Source organism: Thermodesulfobacterium hveragerdense DSM 12571 (assembly GCF_000423845.1).
Taxonomy (GTDB): domain Bacteria; phylum Desulfobacterota; class Thermodesulfobacteria; order Thermodesulfobacteriales; family Thermodesulfobacteriaceae; genus Thermodesulfobacterium; species Thermodesulfobacterium hveragerdense.
In genome coordinates this window covers 1-25,200 of sequence record NZ_AUIT01000015.1, presented here as the reverse complement: position 1 = coordinate 25,200, position 25,200 = coordinate 1, and the positions used below count along the sequence as shown (strand labels likewise).

Below are 25,200 nucleotides of genomic sequence, written 5' to 3'. Positions count from 1 at the left end.
CTTATTCTAAAAGGGTATAATCCATCCTTCTTCTTTTAGGAATATAACCTGCAGATAAGATATGATGTCTGATCTCCTCTTCACTCATCCTATGAGAAACCCCGGCAGCAGCTACTACGTTTTCCTCTATCATGGTAGAACCAAAATCATTACCCCCAAATTCAAGAGCAATTTGAGCGATATGAGGACCTTGAGTAACCCAAGAAACCTGAATGTTTTTAACGTTATCAAGCACTATACGAGATACAGCTAACACTTTTAAATAATAGGCAGACCCTGCTTTTATCAGGTGATTCAACCCTGTGTTTTTAGGCTGAAAAGTCCAGGGAATAAACGCAGTAAAACCTCCTGTTTTGTCTTGAAGGGATCGTATCTTCAGAAGATGGTCTATAATTTCCTCTTGGGTCTCGATATGTCCAAACATCATGGTAGCGGTGGTTTTAAGTCCAAGGTTATGAGCCACCTCCATCACCTTTAACCATTCCTCTGTGGTAGCCTTGTTTGGTGAAATAAGGCATCTTACCCTATCTGAAAGAATCTCTGCCCCACCTCCAGGAATAGAGTCAAGACCTGCTTTGATTAACCTTTCCAAAACCTCCTCTATAGACAACCCAAATCGTTTACTGAAAAACACTATCTCAGGAGGAGAAAAACCATGAACATGCACTTGAGGAAAGTTGCTTTTAACAAAACGCAGCATGTCTTCATAAAAAGAAAAAGGTAGGTCAGGATGAAGTCCTCCTTGCAAAAGAATTTGATACCCACCTAAGCTTAAAGTCTCTTCTATCTTTTTTCCCAACTCTTCAAAAGAAAGCACATACCCATCTTTTGAACCTGGAGGCTTATAATAGGCACAAAACTTACATCCTGAAACACATATATTAGTGTAGTTAATATTTCGATCAACCACATAAGTTACCACCCGTTCAGGTTTAAGTCTAAACCTAACCTCTCGGGCTAACCATCCAATTTCTTGAAGAGGGAATTTAAAAAGTTCTAAAGCCTCTTCTTTATTTAGTCTGATGCCTTCTATTACCTTTCTTACTACCGCATCCTTTATCATCTTTCTATCCCTATTCTATCCCTAATCCCTTGATCATAGTAATGTTTAATCTTTTTCATTTCAGTCACCAGGTGGGCAAATTCAATAAGACTTCTTGGGGCATCTCTTCCAGTAATGACTATTTCAATCTCTTCTGGCTTATCCTTTAAGACTTGCAAAACCTCTTTTTCTTCAACCAAACCCCAATTAAGAGCAAACGTAAACTCATCTAAAACAATTATATTATACTCTTTAGAAAATACCAGTCTTTTAGCTTCTTCCCAACCTTTTTGGATAATTTCTTTTAGATCAGAAGTTACTTCTGACACAAATCCCTTCGCCCCAAAGTGCTGATAATACAAATTATCGAAAGTCTTGAGGATTTTTACTTCAGAAGAGGTTCCATCTTTAAAAAACTGAAGAAAAGCCACCTTCAATCCAGCCCCTAAAGCTCTTATACTTAACCCCACAGCCGCGGTGGTCTTCCCTTTTCCATCTCCTGTATAGACCTGAACATACCCTCGAGCAAACATTTTTCCTCCTACTTAAAAAACATTATCAGAGAAACCCCTGTTAACATCAAACCTGCAGCTATCAGCCTTAATCCAAAATAAGACTCCTTAAAAAGGAAATAACCTAAAACCACCGAAAAAAGGATGCTTGTTCTTTTAAGAGCTATCATATAGGCAGTCTCAAGCTGACTTAAGGATATCATATGACAATAACACATGAGAGCCTGAGTAAGGCCTACCAATAATATGCCTTTGGTTTGAGTTTTTAAAAAAGAGCCTACCTCTATTTGATAAAAAACCTTAACCACAAGTCCTGACGAAATCCCAAGCAAGGTAAAATAAAAAGAAGAAAACCATAAGGGGTCTGTCAGAAGAAGGCCCTTTTTCCCAAGCACAGACGTAATAGAATATATAAGGGCTACTTGTATTAAAAGAAAACTCCCCTTTTCCTTTTTGATGGCTCTAATTGGTTCTAACCACCCTAACCTAACAGAAGGAAGATTGATTACATAACTACCAGCTACCACCAGTAAAATCCCCATACCACCCTCAAAAGAAACCTTTTCTCCAAGCAAAAAATATCCGGTAAGGATGATAAAAACAGGGGTAAAAGAAAGAAAAGGCACAGAAACAGAAAGGGGAGAAACCTTTATTCCTTTCATATAAAGAAAGGTAGCTAAAATTTCTAAACCAAGCAAAATACCTACTACTACCATAAACTGAGGGGAAAAATATCCTACCCCTACACCTTTAAAAAAGGTAAGATACAAAAAAAGAGGCAAAAGGAAAGGCACACTCCCTACAGTCCTTGCAAACACCATGTAAGGAGTCCCTTTATCAGAAAAATATTTCTTATTTAAAGCATCGCTTAAAGCTACCAAGAATCCGGCAAGGAGAGCAAAGATAAATCCTATCATAGAGTGCCCAACTTAAAGCCCTTTCAGAGGGCAGGGATCACATAAAGGGGAGTTTTTTTTGCAAAAGCTTTTTCCACAGGCTACTAAAAGAGCATGGTATTCATTAAAAAGCTGCGGGTCTGGAGGGAGATTTTCCATAAAAAGGGCTTGGATTTCGTCATAAGTAGTTTCTTCAGGCACAAGAAAATGTCGGTTTAAGATTCTATAAGTATAGGCGTCAACCACGAAAACAGGAAGGTTGCCTCCATATAAAAGGATGCTGTCTATCGTCTCTTTGCCCAAACCTTTTATATTTAAAAGCTCTGCCCTTAAGTGCGAAATAGGCTTTTTAAACATAAGATCAAGGTTGCCTTGATAGTTTAACATCAAAAATTCTACAAAGGACTTAAGCCTTTTAGCTTTTAGGTTGTAAAAACCGCTTGGTTTGATAAGTTCAGCCAATTTCTCTACAGGAAGCTGATAAAGGGCCGGAGGACTAAGCAGTCCCTTTTGTTTTAAGTTGCTAATGGCTTTTTCTACGTTTTTCCAGGCAGCGTTCTGAGTAAGAATAGCCCCTACACAAACCTCAAAAGGGGTCTCAGCAGGCCACCAGTTTTGAGGCCCAAAAAACTCAAAAAGCCTCTGATAAATCTCTTGTAATACCTCTGATATCTTTCTGGTCATACCTCTAAACTCACCACCTCCGTACCCCAGGGGAAATCAAACACCCAAAATCCTTTAGCAAGCAATTTTTTTCTTATCTGGTCTGCTTCTTCAAAATTTTCTTTTTTTCTGGCTTCATCTCTTAACCGTACCAGCCTGAGTATTTCTTCGTCCATGACTTTTTTAGAAAACCTTAACACCTTTAACACCCTGTTAAGGGCTTGAAGATTTTCAAAAACCTTTTCTTTAAACTCGACACTAATCCCTTGCTTTAAATAAGGATAAAGTTTTTTTAAGAAAGAGATAAGCTCTGAAATAACCACAGGGGTGTTTAAATCCTCTTTTAAGGCCTTTTCCCAGCTTTTACCAAAATTTTCTAAAAAAGACCAAGTAGAAGGATCTTCTTTGTTATTTCTTGCTGAAGCCTCTATTAAACCAAGATGCTGGTCGATCTTTTGTAAAATTTTTGCACTTTCCTCAAGTCCTTTCCAACTAAAATTAAAGGGATTTCTGTAGTGAGTTCTTAAAAAGTAAAACCTTAGTTCTCTTCCGCTAAACCCTTTTGCCTTAATGTCTTCAACGGTTATCCTATTTTCTGAAGAAAGTTTTTTCCCCTGATAAAACACCATACCGGTATGAAGCCAGTAACGAGCACCCTCCTTTCCAGTCAATGCTTTTAAAACCGCCCTGGTGTTTTCATGATGAGGGAAAAGAAGGTCTATTCCACTTGTAAAGAAATCTATCTCCTCTCCTAAATACTTAAGTATCAAAGCAGCACAGTGGATATGCCAGGTAGGTCTGACCTTTCCGATAGAGGTATCTACAAAATACCCCTCCTTTAACTCAAGAATATGCACTCTTTTAAGCAAGGCAAAGTCAAAAGGTTCTTCTTTATCATATTCTTCAACGTCTATGGTAGCCCCAGGTTTTAAACGAGAAAGATCAACCTTAGAAAGTTTTCCGTAATCCTCAAGCCTGGAAATATCAAAATAAACACTCCCATATTTTACGTAAGCTTTATCTTTCTCAACCACCTTTAAAGCCAGGTCCGCCATTTCTGAAAGATGTTGGCTTACTTTGGGATAAAGGTCTGCCTTGCTAAGGTTTAAAAACTCAACATCTTGATAAAACTCGTCCTCTACTTTTATGGTTATCTCCTGTAAGGGGATTTTTTCTTCTAAGGCTTTTTTTATGATTTTATCATCAAAATCAGTAAGATTAATCAGATGTCTCACCTGATAACCTTTAATCCTCAAAAACTCTTTAAGTACGTCTGCGGTAATAAGCCTTCTATAAAGACCGATGTGAGGACGCAGATTTAAAGTAGGCCCGCAGGTGTATATCTTAATCTCAGAAGAATTTAGAGGAAAAAAGGGTTCTCTTTTTTCAGACAGGGTATTAAAAACAATAAGGCATGTCTCTTCTCTTTTTTTGTCTTTTACCTCAAAAGACCAAAGGGGGGTAGAAAGATAACGCTCTCCCCCATCTGGAAAAATAACCACTATCAAACCTTGGTCTAAAGTTTCTGCCAGTTTTAAAGCTCCTGCCAAAGCTGCCCCTGAACTTATCCCGACAAAGATTCCTTCTTCCCGAGCAAGCCATCTTGCCCAGTAAAAGGCTTCTTCGTCTTCTACGTTGATTACCCTCTCAAGGAGTTTTTTATTATAAATACTCGGAGGATAAGACTCTTTCATGTTCTTTAGTCCTTGGATCTTATGCTTTGGATAAGGTTCAATCCCTACTACTTTAAAAGGTAGATTGTTATCTTTGGCGAATCGGGCTATTCCCATGGCTGTTCCTGTAGTTCCAAGCCCACATACCACATGAGTGACCCTACCCTCAGTGTCTCTCCAGATCTCTGGGCCTGTAGTATAATAGTGACTTTTCCAGTTAGCCTCGTTGTTAAACTGGTCTGGACAAAAATATTTGTCAGGCTCTTTCCTCAAAAGTTCATATACCGCCTCTATAGCACCGTCAGTACCTTTTTCTGCAGGAGTAAGAAGGATCTGAGCCCCAAAGGCCTGCATGATTTTTCTTCTTTCTATAGAGGCTGACTCAGACATAGCAATCATACATCTATACCCCTTAACCGCACAGACTAAAGAAAGGCCTATTCCTGTGTTTCCGCTTGACGCCTCTATGACTATTTTATCCTTAGTAAGAAGTCCTTTTTTCTCGGCATCTTCTATCATAAAAAGCGCTGGTCGATCCTTAATCGACCCACCTGGGTTCTGACTTTCGATTTTTCCCCAAATTTCTATCGAAGGCTTGACTTTTAGCTTGGATAGTTTAATTATTGGGGTATTACCTATTTTTTGCAAAACATTATGAAAACGCATAAACTCTTCCCCTCAACGTTAATTTTTCTATTTTACCTCTTATTATCATCTTTCCAAGCTTTTGCCACCTCTCCCTTACAGTTTATTCCTATAGTTCCTGACAAACACATTTATCTTAAAAATCAGACCTATACCATAAAGGAAGGTGACACCTTAGTTGATTTGGCAGTGACCTTTGAAGTAGGGTATCAACATTTATTGCTTGCCAACCCCGAAGTTGACCCCTGGCTTCCTAAAACCAACCAGACCATAATCATTCCTTATCAGGTCTTAGTCCCTAAAGAGTTTGTTCTCAAATCCATAGACCCTTATATTATAGTAAACCTTCCAGAAATGAGACTTTATTTTTTTAATCCCCCTTTTATGTTTATAGCTCCCATTGGTATTGGAGATGAAGGGAAACTCCCTCCTTTAGACACCTACTTTATCAAAGGAAAAAAAGAAAAACCCTACTGGTATCCTCCTCCCTCTATCAAAGCTGAGGACCCAGCCCTTCCTGATGTAGTCCCCCCTGGACCTGAAAACCCCATGGGAGAATACGCCCTTTATCTATCAAAAGGACTTTATGCCATCCACGGAACCAACAAAATCTACAGCATCGGTCGAAGAAGCACCCATGGATGCATTAGGATGTATCCCCAACACATCAAATTTTTATACGAAAACGTACCCATAGGCACCAAAGTTTTCATATTTTATGAACCCTATAAAATCACCGTGGAAAAAAACAAAATCTATCTTCAAGCCTTTCCTGATATAGAAAATAAAATCAAAAACCCTCTGGTTTATATCCTAAAAAAGTTAGACCAACTCTTAGATGAAAAAGACTACAAGGTAGACCTTTTAAAACTTGAAAAACAGTTTGAAAACCCTGACGGACTCGTACACCAGATAGGAGAGGTAAAAATCTCTAAGTAGCTTAATCGATAAGACTAAAATTTCTTTCTTTTAGAAACCAACAAAAAAGTTAAAGCCCTCTCTTCTGTCTCTTCTACCAGACCAGAGGCATAAAGGCTTTTTAAAGCCTCTATGTGCAACCTGTGGTGAGAAGAGATTGCCTCTACCTCAGCTATTAAACCTCCTCCTAAACCAAACAAATCCCCTACAAGGTCAAGTACCTTATGTCTCACAAATTCATCCTCACTTCTCAGCCCTTCTGGATTTATTACCTTTTCTCTATCAAGAACGATAGCCGTTGAAAGATCTCCCCCTTTTAAGATGCCTTTCTTGATTCGTTCTAACAAAATGTCTTTAAACCCAAAAGTCCGGGCAAAACAAACCTCTCTGATATAATTGGTAGGATTGATTTCCAGTGAAATTTCTTGGTCTCCTATCACAGGATGGTCAAAAGAAATAGAGGCTTTAATCTTCAAGGTGTCCGAAGGTTTAAACACGATAGTTCCATGCCCGTTTTTATAACTAAAAGTCTTTTTTATTCTAAACTTCTTTTTAGGATAAAATAAATATTGGTAGCCCTTTTCTTGGATTTGTCTTACCCAAGGATAGGCTGAACCGTCTAAAAGAGGAACCTCCTCTCCATATACCCTGATGATGGCGTTATCGATCTGTAATCCGTGTAAAGCAGATAAAAGATGTTCCACTAAATAAATAAAATGTGTTCCATCGGTAATAGCTGTAGCACCATCAAGACCGAAGATATTCTCTATCTTTAATGGAATCTCTGGTTTCTCAGGCAAATCTTCTCTGACAAAAACAATCCCTGTATCTATCCCTGCAGGTTCTATCTCCACCCTTATGGTCTTCCCTGTAAAAATGCCCTGTCCTTCTAAACTAACCTTTCCTGATAAAGTCTTTTGATATTGCATCAATCCTCCTCAACCTTAGGTTATCTGAGTAATTTTTAGCAAAAAATATACCCAAAATTTCTAAGAAATTTCTTAGGGTTTAAGGATAAAAACAAAGGGATGGTGATAAAAATTTTTAACACCTGTGTAGAAAACTACACAGGTTGATTAAATTCCCAAACTTTTTCTCCGATCACAGCTAAAACTGTAATTCCTTGAAGTTCTTTATTTAGAAAAGGGGTATTTTTACTTTTAGACTGAATAACATCAGGTCCTAACACATAGGTTTTATTAGGGTCAAAAACGATGAGCTCTGCTTTTTTACCGGGTTTAAGACTTGGGGGTTCAACGTTTATTACCTTGGCTGGGTTGGTTATCAAACACTCTGTTAGTTTTAAAGGATTCAGCCACCCTTCTTTTACCAGGGTCAAACTCAAAGGAAGTAAAGTCTGCAATCCTATCATTCCTGGTGAGGCTAAGCTAAACTCTACCTCTTTTTCTAAAACGCTATGAGGAGCATGATCACTGGCAATAACCTGTATCAAACCCTCTTTTAGAGCCTCTTTTATCGCCAAAACATCTTCTTCTCTTCTTAAAGGTGGGTTAACCTTGGCTAAAGTATTATATTCGTCTACCTCTTTTTCTGTTAGGCAAAAATAATGAGGACAGGTCTCGGCAGTAAAAGGAATGTCTTCTTCTTTAGCCCATCTTAAAAAAGGGAAAACCTCTTTACAGGACAGATGGGCTAAGTGTACCGGCTGTCCGGTTTCTTTAGCCAAAAGTAAATCTCTTACTACAGCAGCCACCTCTGCAGACCAGGGTATGCCTTTTAGTCCTAACTTGGCTGAGAAAAAGCCTTCGTTTATCTGTCCTCCTTGGGAAAGGGTTGGGTCTTCACAATGGGAGATGACCGCAAGATTAAACTGTTTAGCGTAAAGTAAAGCCCTTTTCATTACCTCTGAGTGAGCTACCCATTTTCCGTCGTCAGATACCGCTACCACCCCAGCCTCTTTAAGTCTTCCAAACTCTGTAAGTTCCTCCCCTTTTTGACCTTGGGTGATACAACCGATAGGATATACCTTTACGTAACCCTTTTCTTCAACCTTTTTAAGGATATAGCTGGTGATTTCTGGGGTATCGTTGGGGGGCACGGTGTTTGGCATGCAAGCAACCCTTAAAACCCCTCCATAAAGAGCAGCCCTGGTCCCGGTTTCTATGTCTTCCTTCCACTCCTGTCCTGGGTCTCTCAAATGGACATGAATATCTACCAAACCTGGTAAAACCCACTTTTCTTTAGCCCAAAAAACCTTTGTATATTGGTCTGAAGGAATATCGTCTGCTATTCCTTTAATAATACCTTCCTCAACCAAGAGATCTCCTATCTGGTCTATTCCTTGAGAAGGGTCGATTATCCTTCCTTTTTTAATGAGTAACTTCATAGGTTTTGCCACCTGTTAAAAGTTTAAGGAGTATTGCCATTCTTATGGCTACACCATTTTCTACCTGATCAAGAATAACTTGAAAAGGATATTGCTCTACTTCTGGAGAAAGCTCAACCCCCCAATTAATCGGGCCAGGATGCATAAGAAGAGCACCTTCTTTTATTAACTCTAACTCTTTAAAGGTCAACCCAAAAAAGGTTTGATATTCTGTAAAACTGGGGATAAGAGGTTTCCCGTGCCGTTCTCTTTGGACCCTTAAAGCAATCACTATGTCTGCATCTCTTATAGCTTCCTTAGGATCATAACAAATTTTAAAACCTCCGGGATAGATTCTGAAATATTCCTCCTCTAAAGGAGTAGGTAAAAGATACGCGGGACCTGATACATATACTTTGGCTCCCATCTTTTGAAAGGCCAGTATGTCTGATTTGGCTACTCGGCTATGTTTTATATCCCCTAAAATCGCTACCTTTAGGCCTGTAAAATCCCCCAACCTTTCTTTTACCGTAAGAAGGTCTAACAACGCCTGGGTAGGGTGTTCGTGAGTTCCATCTCCTGCGTTAACTACCGGAATGTTGGCATTTTTAGCGATAAAATGAGGAGCTCCCTCCATCGGATGTCGTATAACTACAAGTTCTGCCCCTATAGCCTTTAAGTTTTTAACCGTATCAAGCAGACTTTCTCCTTTTTCTATACTTGAACCTTTGGCAGAAAAAGTTAGGGTGTCTGCGGAAAGGGCTTTTGCTGCCCTGTCAAAAGAAAACCTTGTTCTGGTAGAAGGTTCATAAAACAACAAAACAATCAACCGTCCTCTAAGAGTCGGAACCTTAGGAATAGGCCTTTTTAAAATCTCTTTAAGGGTCTCACCGAGTTCTAAAAAACTTTTTATTTCTTCTGAAGAAAGAGAGGCAATGTCTAAAACATGCTGAGGTTTAGAGGTTAAATCCATAAGTATTCCTTTATGTATTCTAAAGTCTCTTCTGGAGTTTCTACTATCCTAAAAAGCTCGATGTCCTTAGGAGAGATTTTATTATTCATAAGCAGATAATCTTTAAACCAATTTTGGAGAGGAGTCCAGAAGTCTTTCCCTACCAAAGCTATAGGTACAGGTTTTATCTTTTTAGTCTGAACTAAAGTCAATACCTCAAACATCTCATCTAAGGTACCGAAACCACCAGGGAAAAACACAAAGGCTACTGAATATTTTGCCATCATTACTTTTCTGACAAAAAAATATCTAAACTCCAGTTTTATATTAGCATAAGGGTTCGGAGCCTGCTCAAAAGGAAGTTTAATGTTTAGCCCAACAGAGTATCCGTTAGCCTCGGCTGCCCCTTTATTAGCAGCTTCCATGATACCTGGACCACCGCCGGTTATCACAGAAAACCCGGATTTTACAAGTAATTTCCCTAACTCTACCGCTTTTTGATAATCTGGATGGTCAGGAGCAGTTCTGGCAGAACCAAAGATAGTTACCCCAGGATAAACCCGAGGTAACACCTCAAACCCCTCTACAAACTCTGCAAGTATTTTAAAAAGTCGCCATGACTCTTTAGCTGCAAGACCTTCAAGAACATACTGTTTTTCTTCAAAAAGTTTTTCATTCATCAATTTTTCCATCTTAACCTAACCCCTTTAAACTCTAAATGTTTCTTTTAAGGTCTGTAAAGAATTGAATTCAAAAACTAAAAAATAATTAAAAAACCTTTCAGTAAGGCTGTTTAAAATTTTTAAATCTTCAAAGGTTAAGGCCTTTTTTTCCATAACTTTTTTCAAATCTTCCTTATTCTTAGACATTTTACTAAAAATTTTTAAAACCTCAACTTGTTCTGCTGAAAGTCTGAAATCTCCTTCTTGCCTGCAGCGATAACAAATTATCCCTCCTTCTTTTACAGAAAAATAAAAAATCCTCTTAGGCTGATAACCACATCTTACGCAAGCCTCTATCTGAGGGCTCCAACCTAAAAATCCAAGCATTTTCCACTCAAAAAAAAACTTGTGAAATAAGGTTAACTTAGGTTCCCTGTCTAAAAATTTAACCCAGTCTTTAATAAAATTAAAATATTCTGCCTCTAACCCTTTAAAACTTACCTTAGAAAGAACTTCTCCCATATAAGAGAAAAAAATATACTTTTCTAAGTTACCCCATATACTTTCTGGAATAAAAATAAGGTCTGCCTTTTCTAAAATAGGAAGAGCACCTTTGAGGGTTTTTCTTAAATGAAGGTTTAGTAGATTAAACTCTTCAAGAAGGTTAACAAACCTTTTTCTACTTTTTTGAGCTCCTTTAGCTATCGCCCAAAGTTTTCCTTTAGGGGTGAGGATTTCAACCAAAACGTCTATTTCACCTATTTTTTCCTTAGAAAGGACTAACCCCTCGACAGAAAAAAACATCTGAATTAAAGATAAATCTTTACATACCTTTTTTCTTTTAGCTCTTTAATCCAATTTTCGATGAACTTTTGAGCTTTTTCTTCAAAAAGTTTTTGTTTAAGTTTTGGCTTTAACTCCTCAAAAGAAGGAGGCTCGTTTTCCCCTTTTTTGCTCAATTTAATAAGATAAAAATTTTCTCCAACCTTAAAAGGTTTTGACAACTCCCCAGGATTTAACTCTTTAACCTTTTCTAAAATCTTTGGATCGAGGTCTTCCTCTTTAAAACTTTCATTAAAAAAGCTTACTTTTTCCTTAGGAAGGCCTTTTATCAACTCTTCCAAAGGTTTTCCTTTAATAGATTCTTCATACACGGTGTTAGCCAGAGGTTCTTCCTTGGTGATAAGAACAGAAAGCCAGTACCTGAAAGATTTATCGTATTTTTTGATTTCTTCGGCATAAAGTGGCTTTAACTCATCATCCGTAACCACCACCTTTTCCTTTAACATAAACTGGACAAGCTTAATCTTAAGAAGATTTTCTTTGACCTTCTTCTTATATTCTTCTAAGGTTAAGCCTTTTTCTTTCAACGTTTGTTTAAAGTTATCTTCTCCTCCTGCGGCTTTAATCTCTTCTTTTAAATAGGCCTCCAACTCTTCGTCTTCTACCTTAAAACCGTATTTTTTAGCCTCTAAACCTACCAACGTATCCTCTATCCATTCGTTTAAAACCCTCTTTCTGATCTCCTCTTTTATTTTTTCTTTTTCCTCTAAAGGCATTTCTGATTTTATAAACCTCTGATAAATCGGTGCACAAAGTTCCTCAAGCTCATACAAAGTCAAAAACTCCTCTCCTACAACCGCTACTATCTGATTTATTTTGGTTGCAGCCTGAAGAGAGGCCCCGAAAAAAAGCATTAAAACAAAACTAACAAACAAGTTCTTCAATAAAACCTTTTTCATAGCTGTTACATCCCCTCAAGACTTAGAGAAACGAACCTTCTTCCTCCGTTTACCTTTATCCCCAGCAAAACCGTTTTAGATTGAGCGGCTTTTTTAAGGCCTGCGATAAAGTCTTTAAGATTGGAAACTTTAACTCCGTTTACCTCGTCGATAACCATCCCTGGGGTGAGGTTGGCGTGATCAGCCGGAGACTCAGGAATAACCTCGGTAATCACTACTCCTTTGGTTTGTTTTAACCCTAATCTTTTGGCAAGAGCTGGGGTAAGTTCTTCTACGTCAAACCCTAACTGTTCTAAAATTTCTTGAGCTTCTTCAACCTCTGCCCTTGAAAGAATAGCATTCTCTGGAGGAGATCCTACCACTACTTTAATCTTTTCAACCCGATTTCCTCTCACAACGTCAAGCACAACCTCTGTTCCAGGTTTGGTAATTAAAATGTAACTTTTTAACTCCGAAGCATTTTTCACAGGCTTTCCGTTAAACCCTATAATAACATCCTTTTCTTTTAAGCCTGCTTTATAGGCTGGTGAGTTTGGAACTACCTCTGTTATTACTGCACCTTCGGTAACATTTTTAACCCCAAGCACCTTGGCAAGATTAGGAGTTAAATCTTGAATGGTAACTCCTAAAAAACCTCTTTCGACCTTTCCTTTAGACTTAAGTTGTTCTACCACAGTTTTTACTATGTTACTTGGAATAGCAAACCCTATCCCCATGTATCCGCCAGAACGGCTGAAAATAGCAGTATTCATGCCAATAACTTCTCCTTTAAGATTGATAAGTGGACCACCTGAGTTACCAGGATTAATCGCTGCATCTGTCTGGATAAAATCCTCTACATCGGAAATTCCTATGCCACTTCTGCTTTTAGCACTTATAACGCCTACAGTTATGGTGTGGGTAAGACCAAATGGGTTTCCGATAGCTATGACCCATTCACCTGTTTTAATAAGGTCTGAATCACCAAAAGAAAGCGTTGGAAGATTCTTGGCGTTAATTTTAAGCAGTGCCACGTCAGATAAAGGGTCTGCTCCTATCTTTTCTGCAGGAAAAGTTCTGCCATCAAGAAGTTTTACTGTAATCCTCTGAGCTTGCTGAATTACATGATTGTTGGTTACGATATACCCGTCAGAAGAAACGATAAAACCTGAACCTGCACCTCTTTCTTTATATCTTGGTAAAGACGGAAAGTTTCTAAAGAAGGGATCTCTAAAAAAGTCAAAGGGAAAAGGAGTTGCTGCAACCGTCCTTTCTGTTTCTATGTAAACCACAGCCGGAGCCGCTTTTTCTGCTAAGTAAGAAAAAGCCTCAGAAAGCTTAAGAGCTAAGTTCAAACTTTCTTGGTTGACTACCTTTCCATCCTGAGCGATAAGCTTTGATTTAAAACTACTTTTTTCCAAAAAAGTCTTGCTGGCAAACCCTAAGGCAAAACAAAATAAAATAAGAAAGATAACTTTATACTGTTTAAAATACCGCTGAAGGTCTAACCTCATCTATCTCTCCTCCTTTTTGCCCTTCTTTTCTTTGCTCAGCAAGTTTATTAACTACATAATCGAACACTTTCTTTAAATTTACCACATCCTCTTTATTATAGAAGATAAGTTTTTTTAGAGCCTTTTTGTCTTTTGCTTCCACCCATCTTTGCCAAAGCTTTACCGCGTCATACCCATTCATACCCTCTGTCTCTCTTGCTATCCCTATAGCTTTTTCTATCTTCTTAAGCCCTCCGTTTAACCCCACCAATTTAGAGACTACATAAAGGTCTAAATGAACTACCGGCATCGAAACTTCAGGAAAACGTTTTCTGATAAACGGAAGATCAAACCTCTCCCCACCAAAGGTAACCCAGACAGGAGAAACCTTTAGAAGGGAAAGGGAACGCTCTAAGTTTAAACCTTTAATAAAGGGCAAATATTTCCCCTGAGTATAGACCCCTATAAGGGTGATGTCGTTTTTTTCCTTAGATAGACCTTCTGTTTCTATGTCTAAAAACAACAAAGAGGTGGTATTTTTGGCGCAAAGAAAGCACAGGTCTACCAAATTTAAACTTTCTACACCTTTAAGATCTACCATCTTCTTTCCCTTTAAAAGCTTGTGTCTTAATACACCTTAGGAGTATATTTTTGAGAAAGCTTTTCTATCAGGTCTTTCATCAAAGCCTCTTCCTTTTCCTCCCTTAAATCATACTCTACCTGCTTTTTAGCTTGCTCAAAAGTTAAGGCCTTTGCAGGGATCTTCTTTTCTACTTTTATGAGATGATATCCATAGTTTGACCTCATAGGATGACTTACTTCTCCAGGCTTAAGGCTAAAGATCTTGGCTTCAAACTGAGGGTCTGTCTCTCCTCTTTTAATTATCCCTAAGCTTCCTCCTTTTTCCTTAGAATTAGGATCTTCTGAATAGATTTTAGCTAACTCTTCAAACTTGGTGCCTTTAAGCACCTGCGCCCTAATTTGATTAGCCTTTTTAAGCACTTTCTCCACCTCTTCTTTCTTGGCATTTGAAGGAAGAGAAAACAAAATATGCCTAAGCTCAACCGCCTCAGGTTCTACATATTTATCCTTATGTTTCTGATAATATTCTTTTAACTCTTCTTCGGTTATTTTGATACCTTCGAGCTTGGTTTTAAGGTATTTTTGAGCAAGTATTTGTTTTTCTATGTTGATTAAATCCCTTTGAACCTCAGGAAGCTTATCTATACCTTCTTCTTTAGCAGCCAACCCTAATAAACTTAAGGTTATCCATTTATCTATCAACGTCTTTTTAATCTTCTCTTTAGCCTCTGGAGAAGACTTAAGAATCTCCTGAACCTGAGGGTCCTGGTTAAGAATCTTCTCGACCTCTTCTTCATAAAGCTTATATGGGCCAACCTCTGCCAAAACCTTAAGTTCTGCTCCATAAACCGCTTGTATTCCAAAGATAAACATCCAAACTAAAAACCCCACTAACCAACCTTTTTTCATTTAAAACCTCCGATTATTTTATTTTAGTAAAAGGGCCAAAAAAGCCAGGACCAGCCACCCGTCCAGGGAAGACAAAAGAAGATTTGCCTAAAACAGTCCCTGGTTGTAAGACCGAATTACAACCTGTCTGGCAACCATCTCCTAAAACCGCCCCAAACTTCCTGAGTCCTGTCTTTATGGTCTCTCCCTCTATGTTTAACACTATTTCTTTTTTGTTAAACTTTAGATTAGCCAGCTTGGTTCCTGCCCCAAGGTTAACCTGCGCCCCAAGTATGCTATCTCCTACATAAGCAAAATGAGCAGCCTTAGCTTGAGCTAAAAAGATAGAATTTTTTACCTCGGTGGTATGACCTACCACACAACCAACCCCGGTATACAGACTACCCCTTACATAAGCCCCTTGCCGAATTTCTGTGTTTTGCGAAAAATAGGCAGGACCTTCTATCATCGCAAAAGGCTCAACTTTTACCCCTTTTTCAAAAAAGATCTTCTCGCTACCAAAAAACGCTCCTGCCATAAGGATAGCCCCTTCTACCCTTTCCCCTTTAAAATAATATCCTTCTTCTCTAAATTCCAGTTCTTTCAAAGGAATGACCTCTCCTTCTCCGGTAAGCAATACAGTTTCTGGCAAAGGACATCTTAAAAGAATCTTTTTAGGAAGAGGAGGGACTATATCGTTTAAAAAGGACTTCAGATTTTTTAAGGCATCCCAGGGCAAATCAGTCTCAAAAATAGAAACTATCTTTTCTTTTTCTAAACCTTCAAAAAAGTCTACTAATTTAATCATATTAGAAATAATTATAAACCTAAAAAAAAGACTTGTCAAAACAAAAAATTTGATTAAAATTTAACCTGTAGACAAGTTCACTTTGATTAAGTGCCCCTGTAGCTCAACAGGATAGAGCAGCGGCCTTCTAAGCCGTAGGTTGGGGGTTCGAGTCCCTCCGGGGGCGCTTTTTTTATCTTTCAAAAATCTTTCATTTTAAACTAAACAAAACCTTCTCCATTTTCTACCAACAACTTCATTCTATAAACGATTCCTCTTGACCTAAAAAATATTGTTCTCTATTCTCTTTAACCCCCATATATGGCCTCAACCGATAAGCATAAGAAGGATAGGTTAAAGTATTGCCAGGCGCTATAACCTCTGTTTGAACCAGGTAAAGACATAAAATTATTTATAAATCGTTTAGACAGATTGGAAAATAGGGAAAACATGAAAGAATATAAATTTCTATCGGCAAATTAGGGTAACCATAAGTTATTGACATAAAACCAGGCTGTGGTAAAAAGTTAGGGAAAGCAGGCTGGATGTAAGGGAAGAGGGGTGAAAATCCCCCGCTGCCCCGCAGCCGTGACCGGGGACGAAAGCCGCTTGGAGGTCTACCTGACCTCTGGGGAAGGAGGTCCCAAGTAGGGATTTCCCGAAAAGAGGCTTCCTTCCTTGGGCTAAAGGCTTGATATAAACAGCCTTTAGCCGACAGACCACTGGTGCCGAAAGACACTGGGAAGGTGCGGCAAGTAGGTTGATCCGGAAGCCGGAAGACCTATCCAGCCTCTAAAAACCTCGAGGGGGGTATACCTATGGCTAAAACACCACCTTAAAATCATTTTATCTCTTTTTATCTTTGTCTAACAGAGGTTCTTAAATCTCTAAACATCAAAATTGCAGGAGGGATGATTATGCAAACTTTGGCCTATGGTTTTCCCAAGTTAGGAAAAAAAAGGGAATTTAAACAATTGCTTGAAAACTTTTGGAAAGGAGCCCTTGAAGAGGAAGCCTTTTATCAAGGGATTAAAGACCTAAAATTAGAGAGAGCTAAAATCTATCAAAAAAACGTAGACCTTTTCCCTTCAAACGAAGTTTCTCTATACGACTTTATCCTCGATACTGCCATTATGGTGGGTGCTATCCCAAGTAGGTTTCAACCCTATCAGGGGCTAAAAACTTATTTTAAAATGGCTAAAGGCAAACAAGCCTTTGAGCTTACCAAATGGTTTAACACTAACTACCATTATTTTGTCCCAGAGATAGAAACCAAAGCTTTTTCCCTTTTTGAAAACTTCCCGCTTAAAGACTTTCTTTTTTATCACAATTTTGGGATTAACACCCTTCCTAAGTTAGTAGGTCCCTTTACCTTTCTAAAATTAGCCAAACTGATTAAAACTTCTTCAGAAGGGATAACCGTAGAAAAAATCACCAATCCTAAAGTTTTTGAAGAAATTTTAGAAAGTCTTGTCCCGGTTTATCAAGAAATCCTTAAGACTCTTAAGGAGGTTAAACCCCAAGCAGTTTTGATTGAGGAACCTGCGTTAGTGATGGATTTAGAACCTTGGGAATGGAAGTTGGTTAAAAAGGTTTACGAAAATCTTTCAGGTTTTACAGACCTTTGGGTTTTAACCTACTATGACAGTGTTTCTGATTACCAGGCTTTTATAGATTTACCGGTTAAAGGTTTAGGATTGGACCTGGTGTCTAATTCAGAAAACTTTAACAACCTAAAACAACTTGGGTTCCCAGAGGACAAGGTACTTATAGCTGGTATTATTAATGGAAGACAGGTGTGGAGGGCTAATTTAGAAGCTAAACTTAGAGAAATAGGATTTCTCTTGAAGATCAATCAAAATTTAGTGATAACCAACTCTTGTCCGCTGTTTCATCTTCCGGTTTCTTTAGAAGGAGAAGACCACCTACCTATAGAACTTAAGAATAAACTTGCCTTTGCTGAAGAAAAATTAACAGAGTTAAACCTTTTAAAAAAAGGTTTAGAAGGAGACTTAGGGGCCTTAGATTTGATAGCTGACTTTAAAGACAAACTACAGGTCTCTTTTGGTCAAAACGAGGAGGTAAAAGCCAGGATTTCTAATCTTACAGAACAAGACTTTACCCGAGACCTTCCCTATCAGGAAAGGATAAAACTCCAACAACAAAGCCTTAACCTTCCTATTTTCCCTACAACTACCATAGGGTCTTTCCCACAAACAGAAGAGGTAAGGGGGATGCGTGCTAAGTTTAACAAAGGAGAAATAAGCCTCGATGAGTATAAAGATTTTATCCGGCAAAAAATAGTCGAGGTTATTAAACTACAGGAAGCGCTTGGGCTTGATGTTTTGGTCCATGGAGAGTTTGAAAGAACTGACATGGTAGAATTTTTTGCCCAAAAATTAGAAGGTATCGTTACTACCAAGCAAGGATGGGTACTTTCATATGGGTCAAGGGTTTATCGTCCTCCTATCATCTATGGAGATGTATGGAGAAAAGCGCCTATGACTTTAGAAGAAATTACCTATGCTCAAAGCCTTACCCAAAAACCAGTAAAAGGAATGCTTACTGGTCCGGTTACCATCCTAAACTGGAGTTACTACCGCGAAGACCTACCGAAAGAACAGATAGCCTATCAAATAGCCCTTGCTTTGCTTGATGAGGTTAAAGACTTAGAAAAGGCTGGGATTAAAATTATCCAGATAGACGAACCAGCCTTTAGAGAAGGTGCTCCTATTAAAAGAAAGGAGTGGGATACCTACTTTAACTGGGCGGTAAAGGCTTTTAGACTGTGTGCTAAGGCCCTTCCAGAAACTCAAATCCATACCCATATGTGCTATTCAGAGTTTAACGAAATCATCTCCTACATCGCTGCAATGGATTTTGACGTCATTTCTATAGAAGCCTCAAGAAGCAAAGGAGAAATCATCGAAGCCTTTGAAACCTTCTCAGGGTGGGATAGACAAGTAGGCCTTGGAGTTTATGACATCCATTCTCCAGCCATACCAGATAAAGAAGAAATGAAAACAATCGTCAAAAGAGCCTTAAAAATCCTTCCCAAAGAACTCTTATGGATAAACCCAGACTGTGGTTTAAAGACCAGAAAATGGGAAGAGGTAATACCTGCCCTTAAAAACATGGCAGAGGTAGCTCAAGAACTAAGACAAGAAGTTTAATTTTAGGGTTTTTGTGGTATGCTAAAAGTTGATGCGGGTAGCTGTTCACATAACCCATGAAGCCTTATATAAAATAGGAGGGATAGGAGAGGTGATAAACAACCTGTGCACCTCTCCTTCCTACCTCTCATACTTTGATAAAACCCTTCTTTACGGTCCACTTTTCGAATATCTGGGTTCTCCAAGCAGCCGTTTGGGAAAAGATGGAATAGTTTTTTATAGTAGCAAAGATAACTACGATACAGGACATTTTGGAATACACTTTAATCCTATTTTGGAAAAATATAACATAGATGTGGTTTATGGGAAGAGGAGGGTGGTTAATGAGCTAAACCCTAAAAATAAAGCCACCGTAGACATACTTCTTGTAGATATAAACCATATAAAAAAAGAGGTTCTCAACTTTTATAAGTATCTTTTCTGGGAAAAATTTGGTTTGGCTTCAGACCGTTATGAAGCAGACTGGGATTATGAACAGTATTTTAGGATTGGGCTACCTTTTTTAGATTTAATAAACCTTCTTTTTCCATCCGCTAAGGAATTTGTGTTTTTTGGGCATGAATACATGGGTATGCCAGCCCTGCTAAGTTTAGGACTTCATCCCAATTATCATCCTCAAAAACACAAAAGGATTTTTTATGCTCATGAGGTAGCACCGGTAAGAAGGTTAGTAGAAAACTTAGGTGGTGGAGACATAAGTTTTTATAACATCCTTAAAAAAGCTAAAGAGGAAAATCTTTCTTTAGAAAATGTCTTTGGGCCTCAAGATGACTGGTATAGAACCCCTCTGGTTAAGCTTGCACAAAGGGTTGACTCTGTGTTTGCGGTTGGTGATTGGGTGGTAGAAGAATATCTTTTTCTATGTCCAAGCACAGAAAAGAAAAAGGTAAAATTGGTTTACAACGGGGTTTCGTCAGACCATATAGATTTCGACAGAAAAGAGATATCTAAAGAGAAGATAGGTAAATGGCTGAGTTGTTATTATGGTTTTGTCCCAGACCTTTTGATTACCCATGTTTGTCGTTTAGTTAAGAGTAAAGGTATCTGGAGAGACCTTGTCCTTTTGAACTACTTAGACGAACTTTTTGTTAAAAACAAGTTTAAGGGAGTTTACATCTTACTTTCTTCTTTAGTAGCTCAGGGGAGGCCTCTTCATGAAGTAGAAAAAATGGTAAAGTCATATCCCTGGCCGTTTGAACATAGAGAAGGATGGCCTGACCTTATCGGATATGAAATAGAGGTTTACCGCTGGGTAGAAACTTTTAACAAAACCTCTAAAAACTTAAAAGCTCTTTTTATCAACCAAGTAGGCTTTTCTAACTATAAATGTCCCTTTATGGAAAAAGAGGATTTAGAAACCATAGACTTAAGGCTTGCCTCTGACCTTGAGCTGGGAATGTCTATCTATGAACCTTTTGGTATAGCCCACATCGAGGTACTTCCTTTTGGTGGCCTTGCTGTGCCTTCTACCTCCTGTGGGGTATATTTCTTTCTTGAAAAAAACTTTGAAAAAGATTTCAAACCCTTTTATGGAATTGATTTTATTTCAGCAGGTGAAAAATTCAGTTTATCCAGACTAAAAAACTTGACTGCTGAACAAAGAATTGGGTTAGAAGAATTTGTTTTGGCAAGCAAAGCAGAGGAAATTTTTGGTAAAATACCTAAAAACCGGCAAGAAAGAGAAAACCTTGCCAAAAAAGCCGAAGAATACAAAAATAAACTCAGCTGGGAAAGAGTAGTAAAGGAGTTTTTATTAGAAAATCTAAAAACTCTGTAGCACCGGAGGAAATATGGTTTTAATAGCGCCTTCTATCTTGTCGGCAGATTTTAAAAGACTGGGAGAAGAGGTAAAACTGGCAGAAGAGGCAGGGGCAGACCTTATCCATGTAGATGTTATGGATGGTCAATTTGTGCCAAACATTACCATAGGCCCCCTGGTAGTAGAGGCTGTAAAAACCTCCACCAACCTTCCTCTTGACGTACACTTGATGATCGTGTCTCCTGAACGCTATGTTAGTGATTTTATAAAAGCTGGGGCAGACTATCTGGTAGTTCATGTTGAGGCCTCCATACACCTTCATCGCACGGTATGGCAGATTAAAGAGGCAGGGGCTAAAGCTGGAGTAGCCCTAAACCCTGCAACCCCTCTTTCTCTGATAGAAGACATTTTAGAAGATTTAGACCTACTTCTTATAATGTCGGTAAACCCAGGTTTTGGAGGGCAAAAGTTTATTCCCTTTTGCCTGGAAAAAATTAAAAAAGCCAAAACTCTGATAAAAGAAAAGGGAATAAATACCCTGTTAGAGGTTGACGGAGGAGTAAAGCTTGAAAACGCAAAAGAGATAGCTAACGCCGGGGCAGATATCTTAGTCATGGGGTCAGCCTTTTTTGGAGCTAAAGACTATAAAAGCTTTATGAAAACCCTTAGAACTGAGCTCTCTAAATAGAGATTTTTATGAGGCCCTAAGGCATAAGGTAAAGAACCGGATTATAGGTTTTTTCCCAGTTTTTATAAAATTCTTGATGGATGGTGTCGATGATTTTGTTATATTCCTCCGTAGAAACCTTAGCTCCTTTAATTCCACCTTTAAGGTTGATCTCTGAAAGATAAGGTCCCTCTCCGTATATATAAATAAGATCAAGGTGAGCGTACGGGAATTTTCCTCTTTCCATTACTTTTTGACAAAAGGAGAGCTCATCATCAGAAAGTTGATAAGGGACTGCAATACCTCCCCAAAAAATGTTTTTTCTAAAATTAAGTTCATTCTTTCTTTCATAGGCTTCTACGTAAAGATTCCCTAAAACAATAACCCGGATGTCCCGGATGTTAGGAAAAAAGGGTTGTAACACAAAAGGGAAAGGTAAAACCTGAGTGCCTGCTACGTTAAAAATTTCTTCCAAAGAATTCCACAGTTTTACCCCTAAACCGCAGTTTGCCTGATCCTCTTTGGTGACAAACTTGGTAAATCCTTCCTCGCGAGAAAGTTTAGCTAAGCTGGCAAGAAGAGAAGTTTTATCCCTGATTACAAAAGTAAAGGGTGGCATGAACTCTCTTAAAACCTCAGCCTGAAGGGTTTTAGAACTGCATAAAAGCTGGCTTAAAAAAGAAGGAAAAGCCTCTACTTTTCGGTATATAAGGTCTACGATAAGACCATGTTCTTCCTTTTTTAACGGTAGTCTTATCCCCACAAGGTCTCCTTCTTTTAGTTCAGAAAAATGTTTTCTAAAGGCTTGAGAGCTTAAAATGATATAGTAGGGACGCATAAATTTTATTTATTTCTCAATTGAGTAAGTTCGGTATTACAGTTAGCACAGAAAAACTTAACCGGGCCTAACACCTCAATTTCTTCTTCTATCGCCTCTAAACTCCCGTCTTCGTTTTGCAGGTAATAGACAAAGATGGTTGCATTTTCAATCACCTCATAGAAATCTTCACTGTTTTGATAGTTAGGGCAGACTATTTTTTCCCTGTATAAGATCTTAAACGGCTTTTTAATCTTGATACTGTGCTTTCTGATAGAAGACAAATTTTCTGCCATCAACCACCCTCTTACTTTTTGTTTTTTATTTGAGCTATGTTTTTTTCAGCCTCTAAATACATTTTATCTGTTTTAGGTAAAAAAGAAAGGGCTTTTTCGTAGTGATAAATGGCTGGCTTTAGATCTCCTTTAAGCTGGTAATGTTTACCAAAATAAAAATGGGCCTCACCCATCTTGTTAAGTTGAGAGGCAACCTTACCCAAGTTATAAAAAAAGTATGGGTCATAACTAAGAGCCTGCAGGTTTAAAAGTTTTTGCATAATGCCATAAGCCTGTTGAGGCTCCCCTGTTTCTGTTAAGGCTAAAGCCCTAAGATACTCTAATTTTGCAAGATATATCCCTTCATATGGTTTAGAAGAGGTAGAAGGAGAGATTTGGTTTAAAATCTTTAAGGCTTGCTCAGGTTCTCCTGAGGCTAAATATATTTCGGCTAAGTCTAAGAGAAAATAGGTTTTAAAAGGAAGCTCCTGCAGGGCCTTAACCAGCTCAACCAGGGCCTCTTTAAAATACCTTTGTTCCTTTAGCGCTAAAGCTAAGGTGTATCTTATCCAAGGGTCGTTCTTTTCTTTGAGGACTGCCCTCAGGTTGGTTATCCAAGATGCCAGATCTTTCTTTTTAGAAAGGACCTGAGCTCTGATAACCAGTCTTTTAAAATAATCTGGATCTTGGGCAACCAAAGACCTCGGAGATCGATCAGAGGTATACCTCTCAGCAAGGCTGATAAGATAGGCCACCCTTTCTTGAGGTAACGGATGGGTTAAAAGATATTTATACTCAAGCTCTATGGCTAAATTACCTTGTTTAGAAAGTCTTTCCATAACCGTTGCCATACCCCAAGGGTTATAGTTAGCTTTGGTTATGATGTGAAAACCTGTTCTATCAGCCTCCTCTTCGTCAGCCCGACTATAGGCAAGAAGTTTGGTTTGAGCGATAGCCGCTGAGGCTATGTTTAGAGCTGCAGCTTTTTCACCACCAAGAAGCAGGCCTGCTAACGTGGCTGCCGTAACCAATACCTGCATCTTTTTTATATCTTCTATCCTTCTTGCAATGTGGCGACATAGGTTATGGGCCATTTCGTGTGCCATAATCCCGGCAAGTTCGTCTTCAAACTCGATACTGTTAAAAATACCAGAGTTAATAAAAATATATCCTCCAGGCACAGAAAAAGCATTAAAACTGGGCTCATTAATCAAAAAAAACTTGAATTCAAACGGAGAAAAGGTTAAGCCCTGTTTTTTAAGAACCTCTCCTATGGTGTTGATATATAGGTTTAACTCTAAATCATCTATAAACTCGACTTCTTTGACAAGCTCAGCCAAAACGTCTTTACTGATTTTTTCTTCCTCTTCCAAAGAAATAATGGCTCGAACTGTCTGTGAAGGAAACACCAGAAGAAAAATTAAAAATAAAATTAGAAGATGCAGTTTTGTCTTAAAGAAAAAGGACATTTTATTTTATAAAGGTTTTTTGGCGGAGGCGTATGGGAATTGAACCCACCCACCCCTTTTGGGGGTGCACCGGGTTTGAAGCCCGGGAGAGGCACCAGCCCCCTCACGCCTCCTGATTTTAACTCAAAAAAGGGGCTATTGGGTACCTGCGGCACCCGGAGAGCCTGGCTACCGTTGCTCCCTTTCGGGCCTGGCGGGGTTCACCAGGATCCGTTGCACAGGCCCCAATAGCCTTAGTTTAAAATATACTACATTTTTTCAGATATTAAACCCCTTAAGTCCATCTCTTTCCGATAAACCTGCCCGGCAAAAAGCGCAACCAACCTCCCTGTTTCTTTCTCAAAAACCTTTACCTCATAAAGTCCTGTCCTTTTAGTAAGACTTCTTTCCTTAGCCTCAGCATAAAGATACTCTCCTAACTTAGCAGCAGAGGAAAAATAGATGGAAGAAGAAATAGCTAAAGCTAACTTTCCGTGAGAATTTGAAGCAACGGCAAAAGCAAAATCTGCCAAAGAAAAAATAGCCCCACCCTGACACACTCCAGCTGCATTAAGCATGTCTTCTCTAACCTTCATTCCTATTAACGCATACCCAAGGTCTACCTCAATCAAATCTACCCCTAACCAAACGGCAACCTTATCATGGTCTCTCATAAACTTGGCGATGTTCCATACCTGTTCTTTTCTTGAAGCTTCCATCTTTTTACCCTCTATTTTGTTGAATTTTTACTCTACTAACAACCCCCTTCTTCCCTAACTTTAAACTCATTAAACCTTTTGTCAAACCTTTTTAAACCGCCCCAACTTTTACTTAATCGAAAGGCTATACGGGTTAAGCCTGTATTTTGAATTTTCCGGGTTATTCCTATTGATTTTAAAACCAATGTTTTTAAAATATTTTATACATAAAATAAACAAGCCTTACAATCGGAGGCAAGTATGGATAAAAAGGCCTTAGAAGAGGAAATGACACTTGTCAAGAGAATTGTGTCTCCTTATAAAATCTCTTTACAAACATTTGCCTCAATTCGTATAAAGCAGACTTAATTAAAGGAAGTGGTTTTTGCCATCTCGTTTTCTGAATCCGACTTACTGTTATGTATATCGCAACCTCTGCTGTCTTGATTGATTGAAAATATCCCCCTGTATTTACCCTTATCAGCTCTATCCTGCTATTTATATTCTCAACCACATTCGTCGTGTATATATACCTCCTCACCCCCTCAGGATATTTCTTATAAACAAAATAATGCTCCTTCTTTTTCAAAAGTCCCTTTATAT

23 protein-coding genes, 2 tRNA genes, 1 other RNA gene, 1 pseudogene and 1 riboswitch are annotated in these 25,200 nt (G+C 38.5%); of the genes and pseudogenes, 5 read left to right on the top strand and 22 right to left on the bottom strand.

Annotation, left to right across the window (positions count from 1 at the left end; all coding sequences use genetic code 11):
* Position 1: 1 nt before the first annotated feature.
* From mqnC to cysS, 5 genes are read right to left on the bottom strand one after another with little or no spacing between them, the layout of a single operon-like run.
* The gene (mqnC, locus tag G580_RS0106115) at positions 2-1,063 is read right to left on the bottom strand and encodes a cyclic dehypoxanthinyl futalosine synthase (protein ID WP_038041696.1); all 1,062 of its coding nucleotides are present in this window, start codon (positions 1,061-1,063) and stop codon (positions 2-4) included.
* Positions 1,060-1,575 (bottom strand): cob(I)yrinic acid a,c-diamide adenosyltransferase, encoded by a 516-nt coding sequence (locus G580_RS0106110; protein WP_028841452.1) that lies wholly within the window; start codon positions 1,573-1,575, stop codon positions 1,060-1,062. Before G580_RS0106110 ends, mqnC begins: the two co-directional genes overlap by 4 nt.
* 8 nt (positions 1,576-1,583) lie before the next feature.
* Positions 1,584-2,471 carry a DMT family transporter gene (locus G580_RS0106105; protein WP_028841451.1) on the bottom strand — a complete coding sequence of 296 codons (888 nt, stop codon included), beginning with the start codon at positions 2,469-2,471 and terminating at the stop codon, positions 1,584-1,586.
* A gap of 12 nt (positions 2,472-2,483) precedes the next feature.
* The gene (locus G580_RS0106100) at positions 2,484-3,134 is read right to left on the bottom strand and encodes an endonuclease III domain-containing protein (protein WP_022856002.1); all 651 of its coding nucleotides are present in this window, start codon (positions 3,132-3,134) and stop codon (positions 2,484-2,486) included.
* Positions 3,131-5,452 carry a cysteine--tRNA ligase gene (cysS, locus tag G580_RS0106095; protein ID WP_028841450.1) on the bottom strand — a complete coding sequence of 774 codons (2,322 nt, stop codon included), beginning with the start codon at positions 5,450-5,452 and terminating at the stop codon, positions 3,131-3,133. Before cysS ends, G580_RS0106100 begins: the two co-directional genes overlap by 4 nt.
* 168 nt (positions 5,453-5,620) lie before the next feature.
* Between cysS and G580_RS10225 the strand changes: the two genes are divergently transcribed.
* On the top strand, positions 5,621-6,370 hold the full coding sequence (locus G580_RS10225) for a L,D-transpeptidase family protein (RefSeq protein WP_245542853.1): 750 nt from the start codon (positions 5,621-5,623) through the stop codon (positions 6,368-6,370).
* A gap of 14 nt (positions 6,371-6,384) precedes the next feature.
* On the opposite strand, the gene lpxC is transcribed toward G580_RS10225, so the two are convergent.
* The 10 genes from lpxC to G580_RS0106040 form a co-directional block, all read right to left on the bottom strand.
* Positions 6,385-7,278 (bottom strand): UDP-3-O-acyl-N-acetylglucosamine deacetylase, encoded by an 894-nt coding sequence (gene lpxC / locus G580_RS10220; protein WP_051173175.1) that lies wholly within the window; start codon positions 7,276-7,278, stop codon positions 6,385-6,387.
* A 134-nt stretch (positions 7,279-7,412) separates the two neighbouring features.
* Entirely contained in the window at positions 7,413-8,696 is a 1,284-nt protein-coding gene (locus G580_RS0106080) for a dihydroorotase (RefSeq protein WP_028841449.1), read from the bottom strand.
* Positions 8,680-9,648, bottom strand: coding sequence for an aspartate carbamoyltransferase catalytic subunit (locus G580_RS0106075; protein WP_028841448.1), 969 nt, complete (start codon positions 9,646-9,648; stop codon positions 8,680-8,682). Before G580_RS0106075 ends, G580_RS0106080 begins: the two co-directional genes overlap by 17 nt.
* The gene (locus G580_RS0106070; RefSeq protein ID WP_028841447.1) at positions 9,639-10,319 is read right to left on the bottom strand and encodes an LOG family protein; all 681 of its coding nucleotides are present in this window, start codon (positions 10,317-10,319) and stop codon (positions 9,639-9,641) included. The genes G580_RS0106075 and G580_RS0106070 overlap by 10 nt, the downstream gene beginning before the upstream one ends.
* Before the next feature lie 15 nt (positions 10,320-10,334).
* Positions 10,335-11,093, bottom strand: coding sequence for a DNA repair protein RecO (gene recO / locus G580_RS0106065; RefSeq protein ID WP_028841446.1), 759 nt, complete (start codon positions 11,091-11,093; stop codon positions 10,335-10,337).
* Between the two features lie 5 nt (positions 11,094-11,098).
* Positions 11,099-12,031, bottom strand: coding sequence for a SurA N-terminal domain-containing protein (locus G580_RS0106060; protein WP_028841445.1), 933 nt, complete (start codon positions 12,029-12,031; stop codon positions 11,099-11,101).
* A 5-nt stretch (positions 12,032-12,036) separates the two neighbouring features.
* Positions 12,037-13,524: a DegQ family serine endoprotease gene (locus tag G580_RS0106055; protein ID WP_028841444.1), complete on the bottom strand. Its 1,488-nt coding sequence runs from the start codon at positions 13,522-13,524 to the stop codon at positions 12,037-12,039.
* A complete protein-coding gene (locus G580_RS10215) occupies positions 13,496-14,104 on the bottom strand; it encodes a ribonuclease H-like domain-containing protein (RefSeq protein ID WP_051173173.1) in 609 nt (202 codons plus the stop codon). The genes G580_RS0106055 and G580_RS10215 overlap by 29 nt, the downstream gene beginning before the upstream one ends.
* A 26-nt stretch (positions 14,105-14,130) precedes the next feature.
* Positions 14,131-14,994, bottom strand: coding sequence for a peptidylprolyl isomerase (locus G580_RS0106045; RefSeq protein WP_028841443.1), 864 nt, complete (start codon positions 14,992-14,994; stop codon positions 14,131-14,133).
* Positions 14,995-15,007: 13 nt separating this feature from the next.
* Complete coding sequence (locus G580_RS0106040) at positions 15,008-15,781, bottom strand: LbetaH domain-containing protein (RefSeq protein ID WP_028841442.1); 774 nt, start codon at positions 15,779-15,781, stop codon at positions 15,008-15,010.
* 92 nt (positions 15,782-15,873) lie between these two features.
* Between G580_RS0106040 and G580_RS0106035 the strand changes: the two genes are divergently transcribed.
* From G580_RS0106035 to rpe, 4 genes are all read left to right on the top strand, one after another.
* Positions 15,874-15,947: transfer RNA gene (locus tag G580_RS0106035), tRNA-Arg, on the top strand.
* Between the two features lie 339 nt (positions 15,948-16,286).
* A riboswitch (cobalamin riboswitch) is annotated at positions 16,287-16,563 on the top strand.
* 114 nt (positions 16,564-16,677) lie between these two features.
* Positions 16,678-18,933, top strand: coding sequence for a 5-methyltetrahydropteroyltriglutamate--homocysteine S-methyltransferase (gene metE, locus G580_RS0106030; protein WP_028841441.1), 2,256 nt, complete (start codon positions 16,678-16,680; stop codon positions 18,931-18,933).
* 31 nt (positions 18,934-18,964) lie between these two features.
* Positions 18,965-20,710 (top strand): hypothetical protein, encoded by a 1,746-nt coding sequence (locus tag G580_RS0106025; RefSeq protein ID WP_028841440.1) that lies wholly within the window; start codon positions 18,965-18,967, stop codon positions 20,708-20,710.
* A 13-nt stretch (positions 20,711-20,723) separates the two neighbouring features.
* Entirely contained in the window at positions 20,724-21,380 is a 657-nt protein-coding gene (rpe, locus tag G580_RS0106020) for a ribulose-phosphate 3-epimerase (protein ID WP_028841439.1), read from the top strand.
* Between the two features lie 16 nt (positions 21,381-21,396).
* Here the strand turns inward: rpe and G580_RS10210 are convergent, their stop codons facing one another.
* The 7 genes and pseudogenes from G580_RS10210 to G580_RS10205 all read right to left on the bottom strand — a co-directional run.
* Positions 21,397-22,197, bottom strand: a complete 801-nt coding sequence (locus G580_RS10210; RefSeq protein WP_051173170.1) for an ATP-grasp domain-containing protein — start codon at positions 22,195-22,197, stop codon at positions 21,397-21,399.
* Positions 22,198-22,202: 5 nt separating this feature from the next.
* Positions 22,203-22,472 (bottom strand): hypothetical protein, encoded by a 270-nt coding sequence (locus G580_RS0106010; RefSeq protein WP_051173168.1) that lies wholly within the window; start codon positions 22,470-22,472, stop codon positions 22,203-22,205.
* A gap of 11 nt (positions 22,473-22,483) precedes the next feature.
* Positions 22,484-23,824 carry a M48 family metalloprotease gene (locus G580_RS0106005; protein ID WP_169357092.1) on the bottom strand — a complete coding sequence of 447 codons (1,341 nt, stop codon included), beginning with the start codon at positions 23,822-23,824 and terminating at the stop codon, positions 22,484-22,486.
* 116 nt (positions 23,825-23,940) lie between these two features.
* Positions 23,941-24,033, bottom strand: a tRNA-Sec gene (locus G580_RS0106000).
* A 19-nt stretch (positions 24,034-24,052) separates the two neighbouring features.
* An RNA gene (gene ffs, locus G580_RS11310) (signal recognition particle sRNA small type) lies at positions 24,053-24,150 on the bottom strand.
* An 18-nt stretch (positions 24,151-24,168) separates the two neighbouring features.
* The gene (locus tag G580_RS0105995) at positions 24,169-24,618 is read right to left on the bottom strand and encodes a hotdog fold thioesterase (protein ID WP_051173166.1); all 450 of its coding nucleotides are present in this window, start codon (positions 24,616-24,618) and stop codon (positions 24,169-24,171) included.
* A 277-nt stretch (positions 24,619-24,895) separates the two neighbouring features.
* A pseudogene (locus G580_RS10205) lies at positions 24,896-25,200 on the bottom strand (IS256 family transposase); the annotation flags it as partial.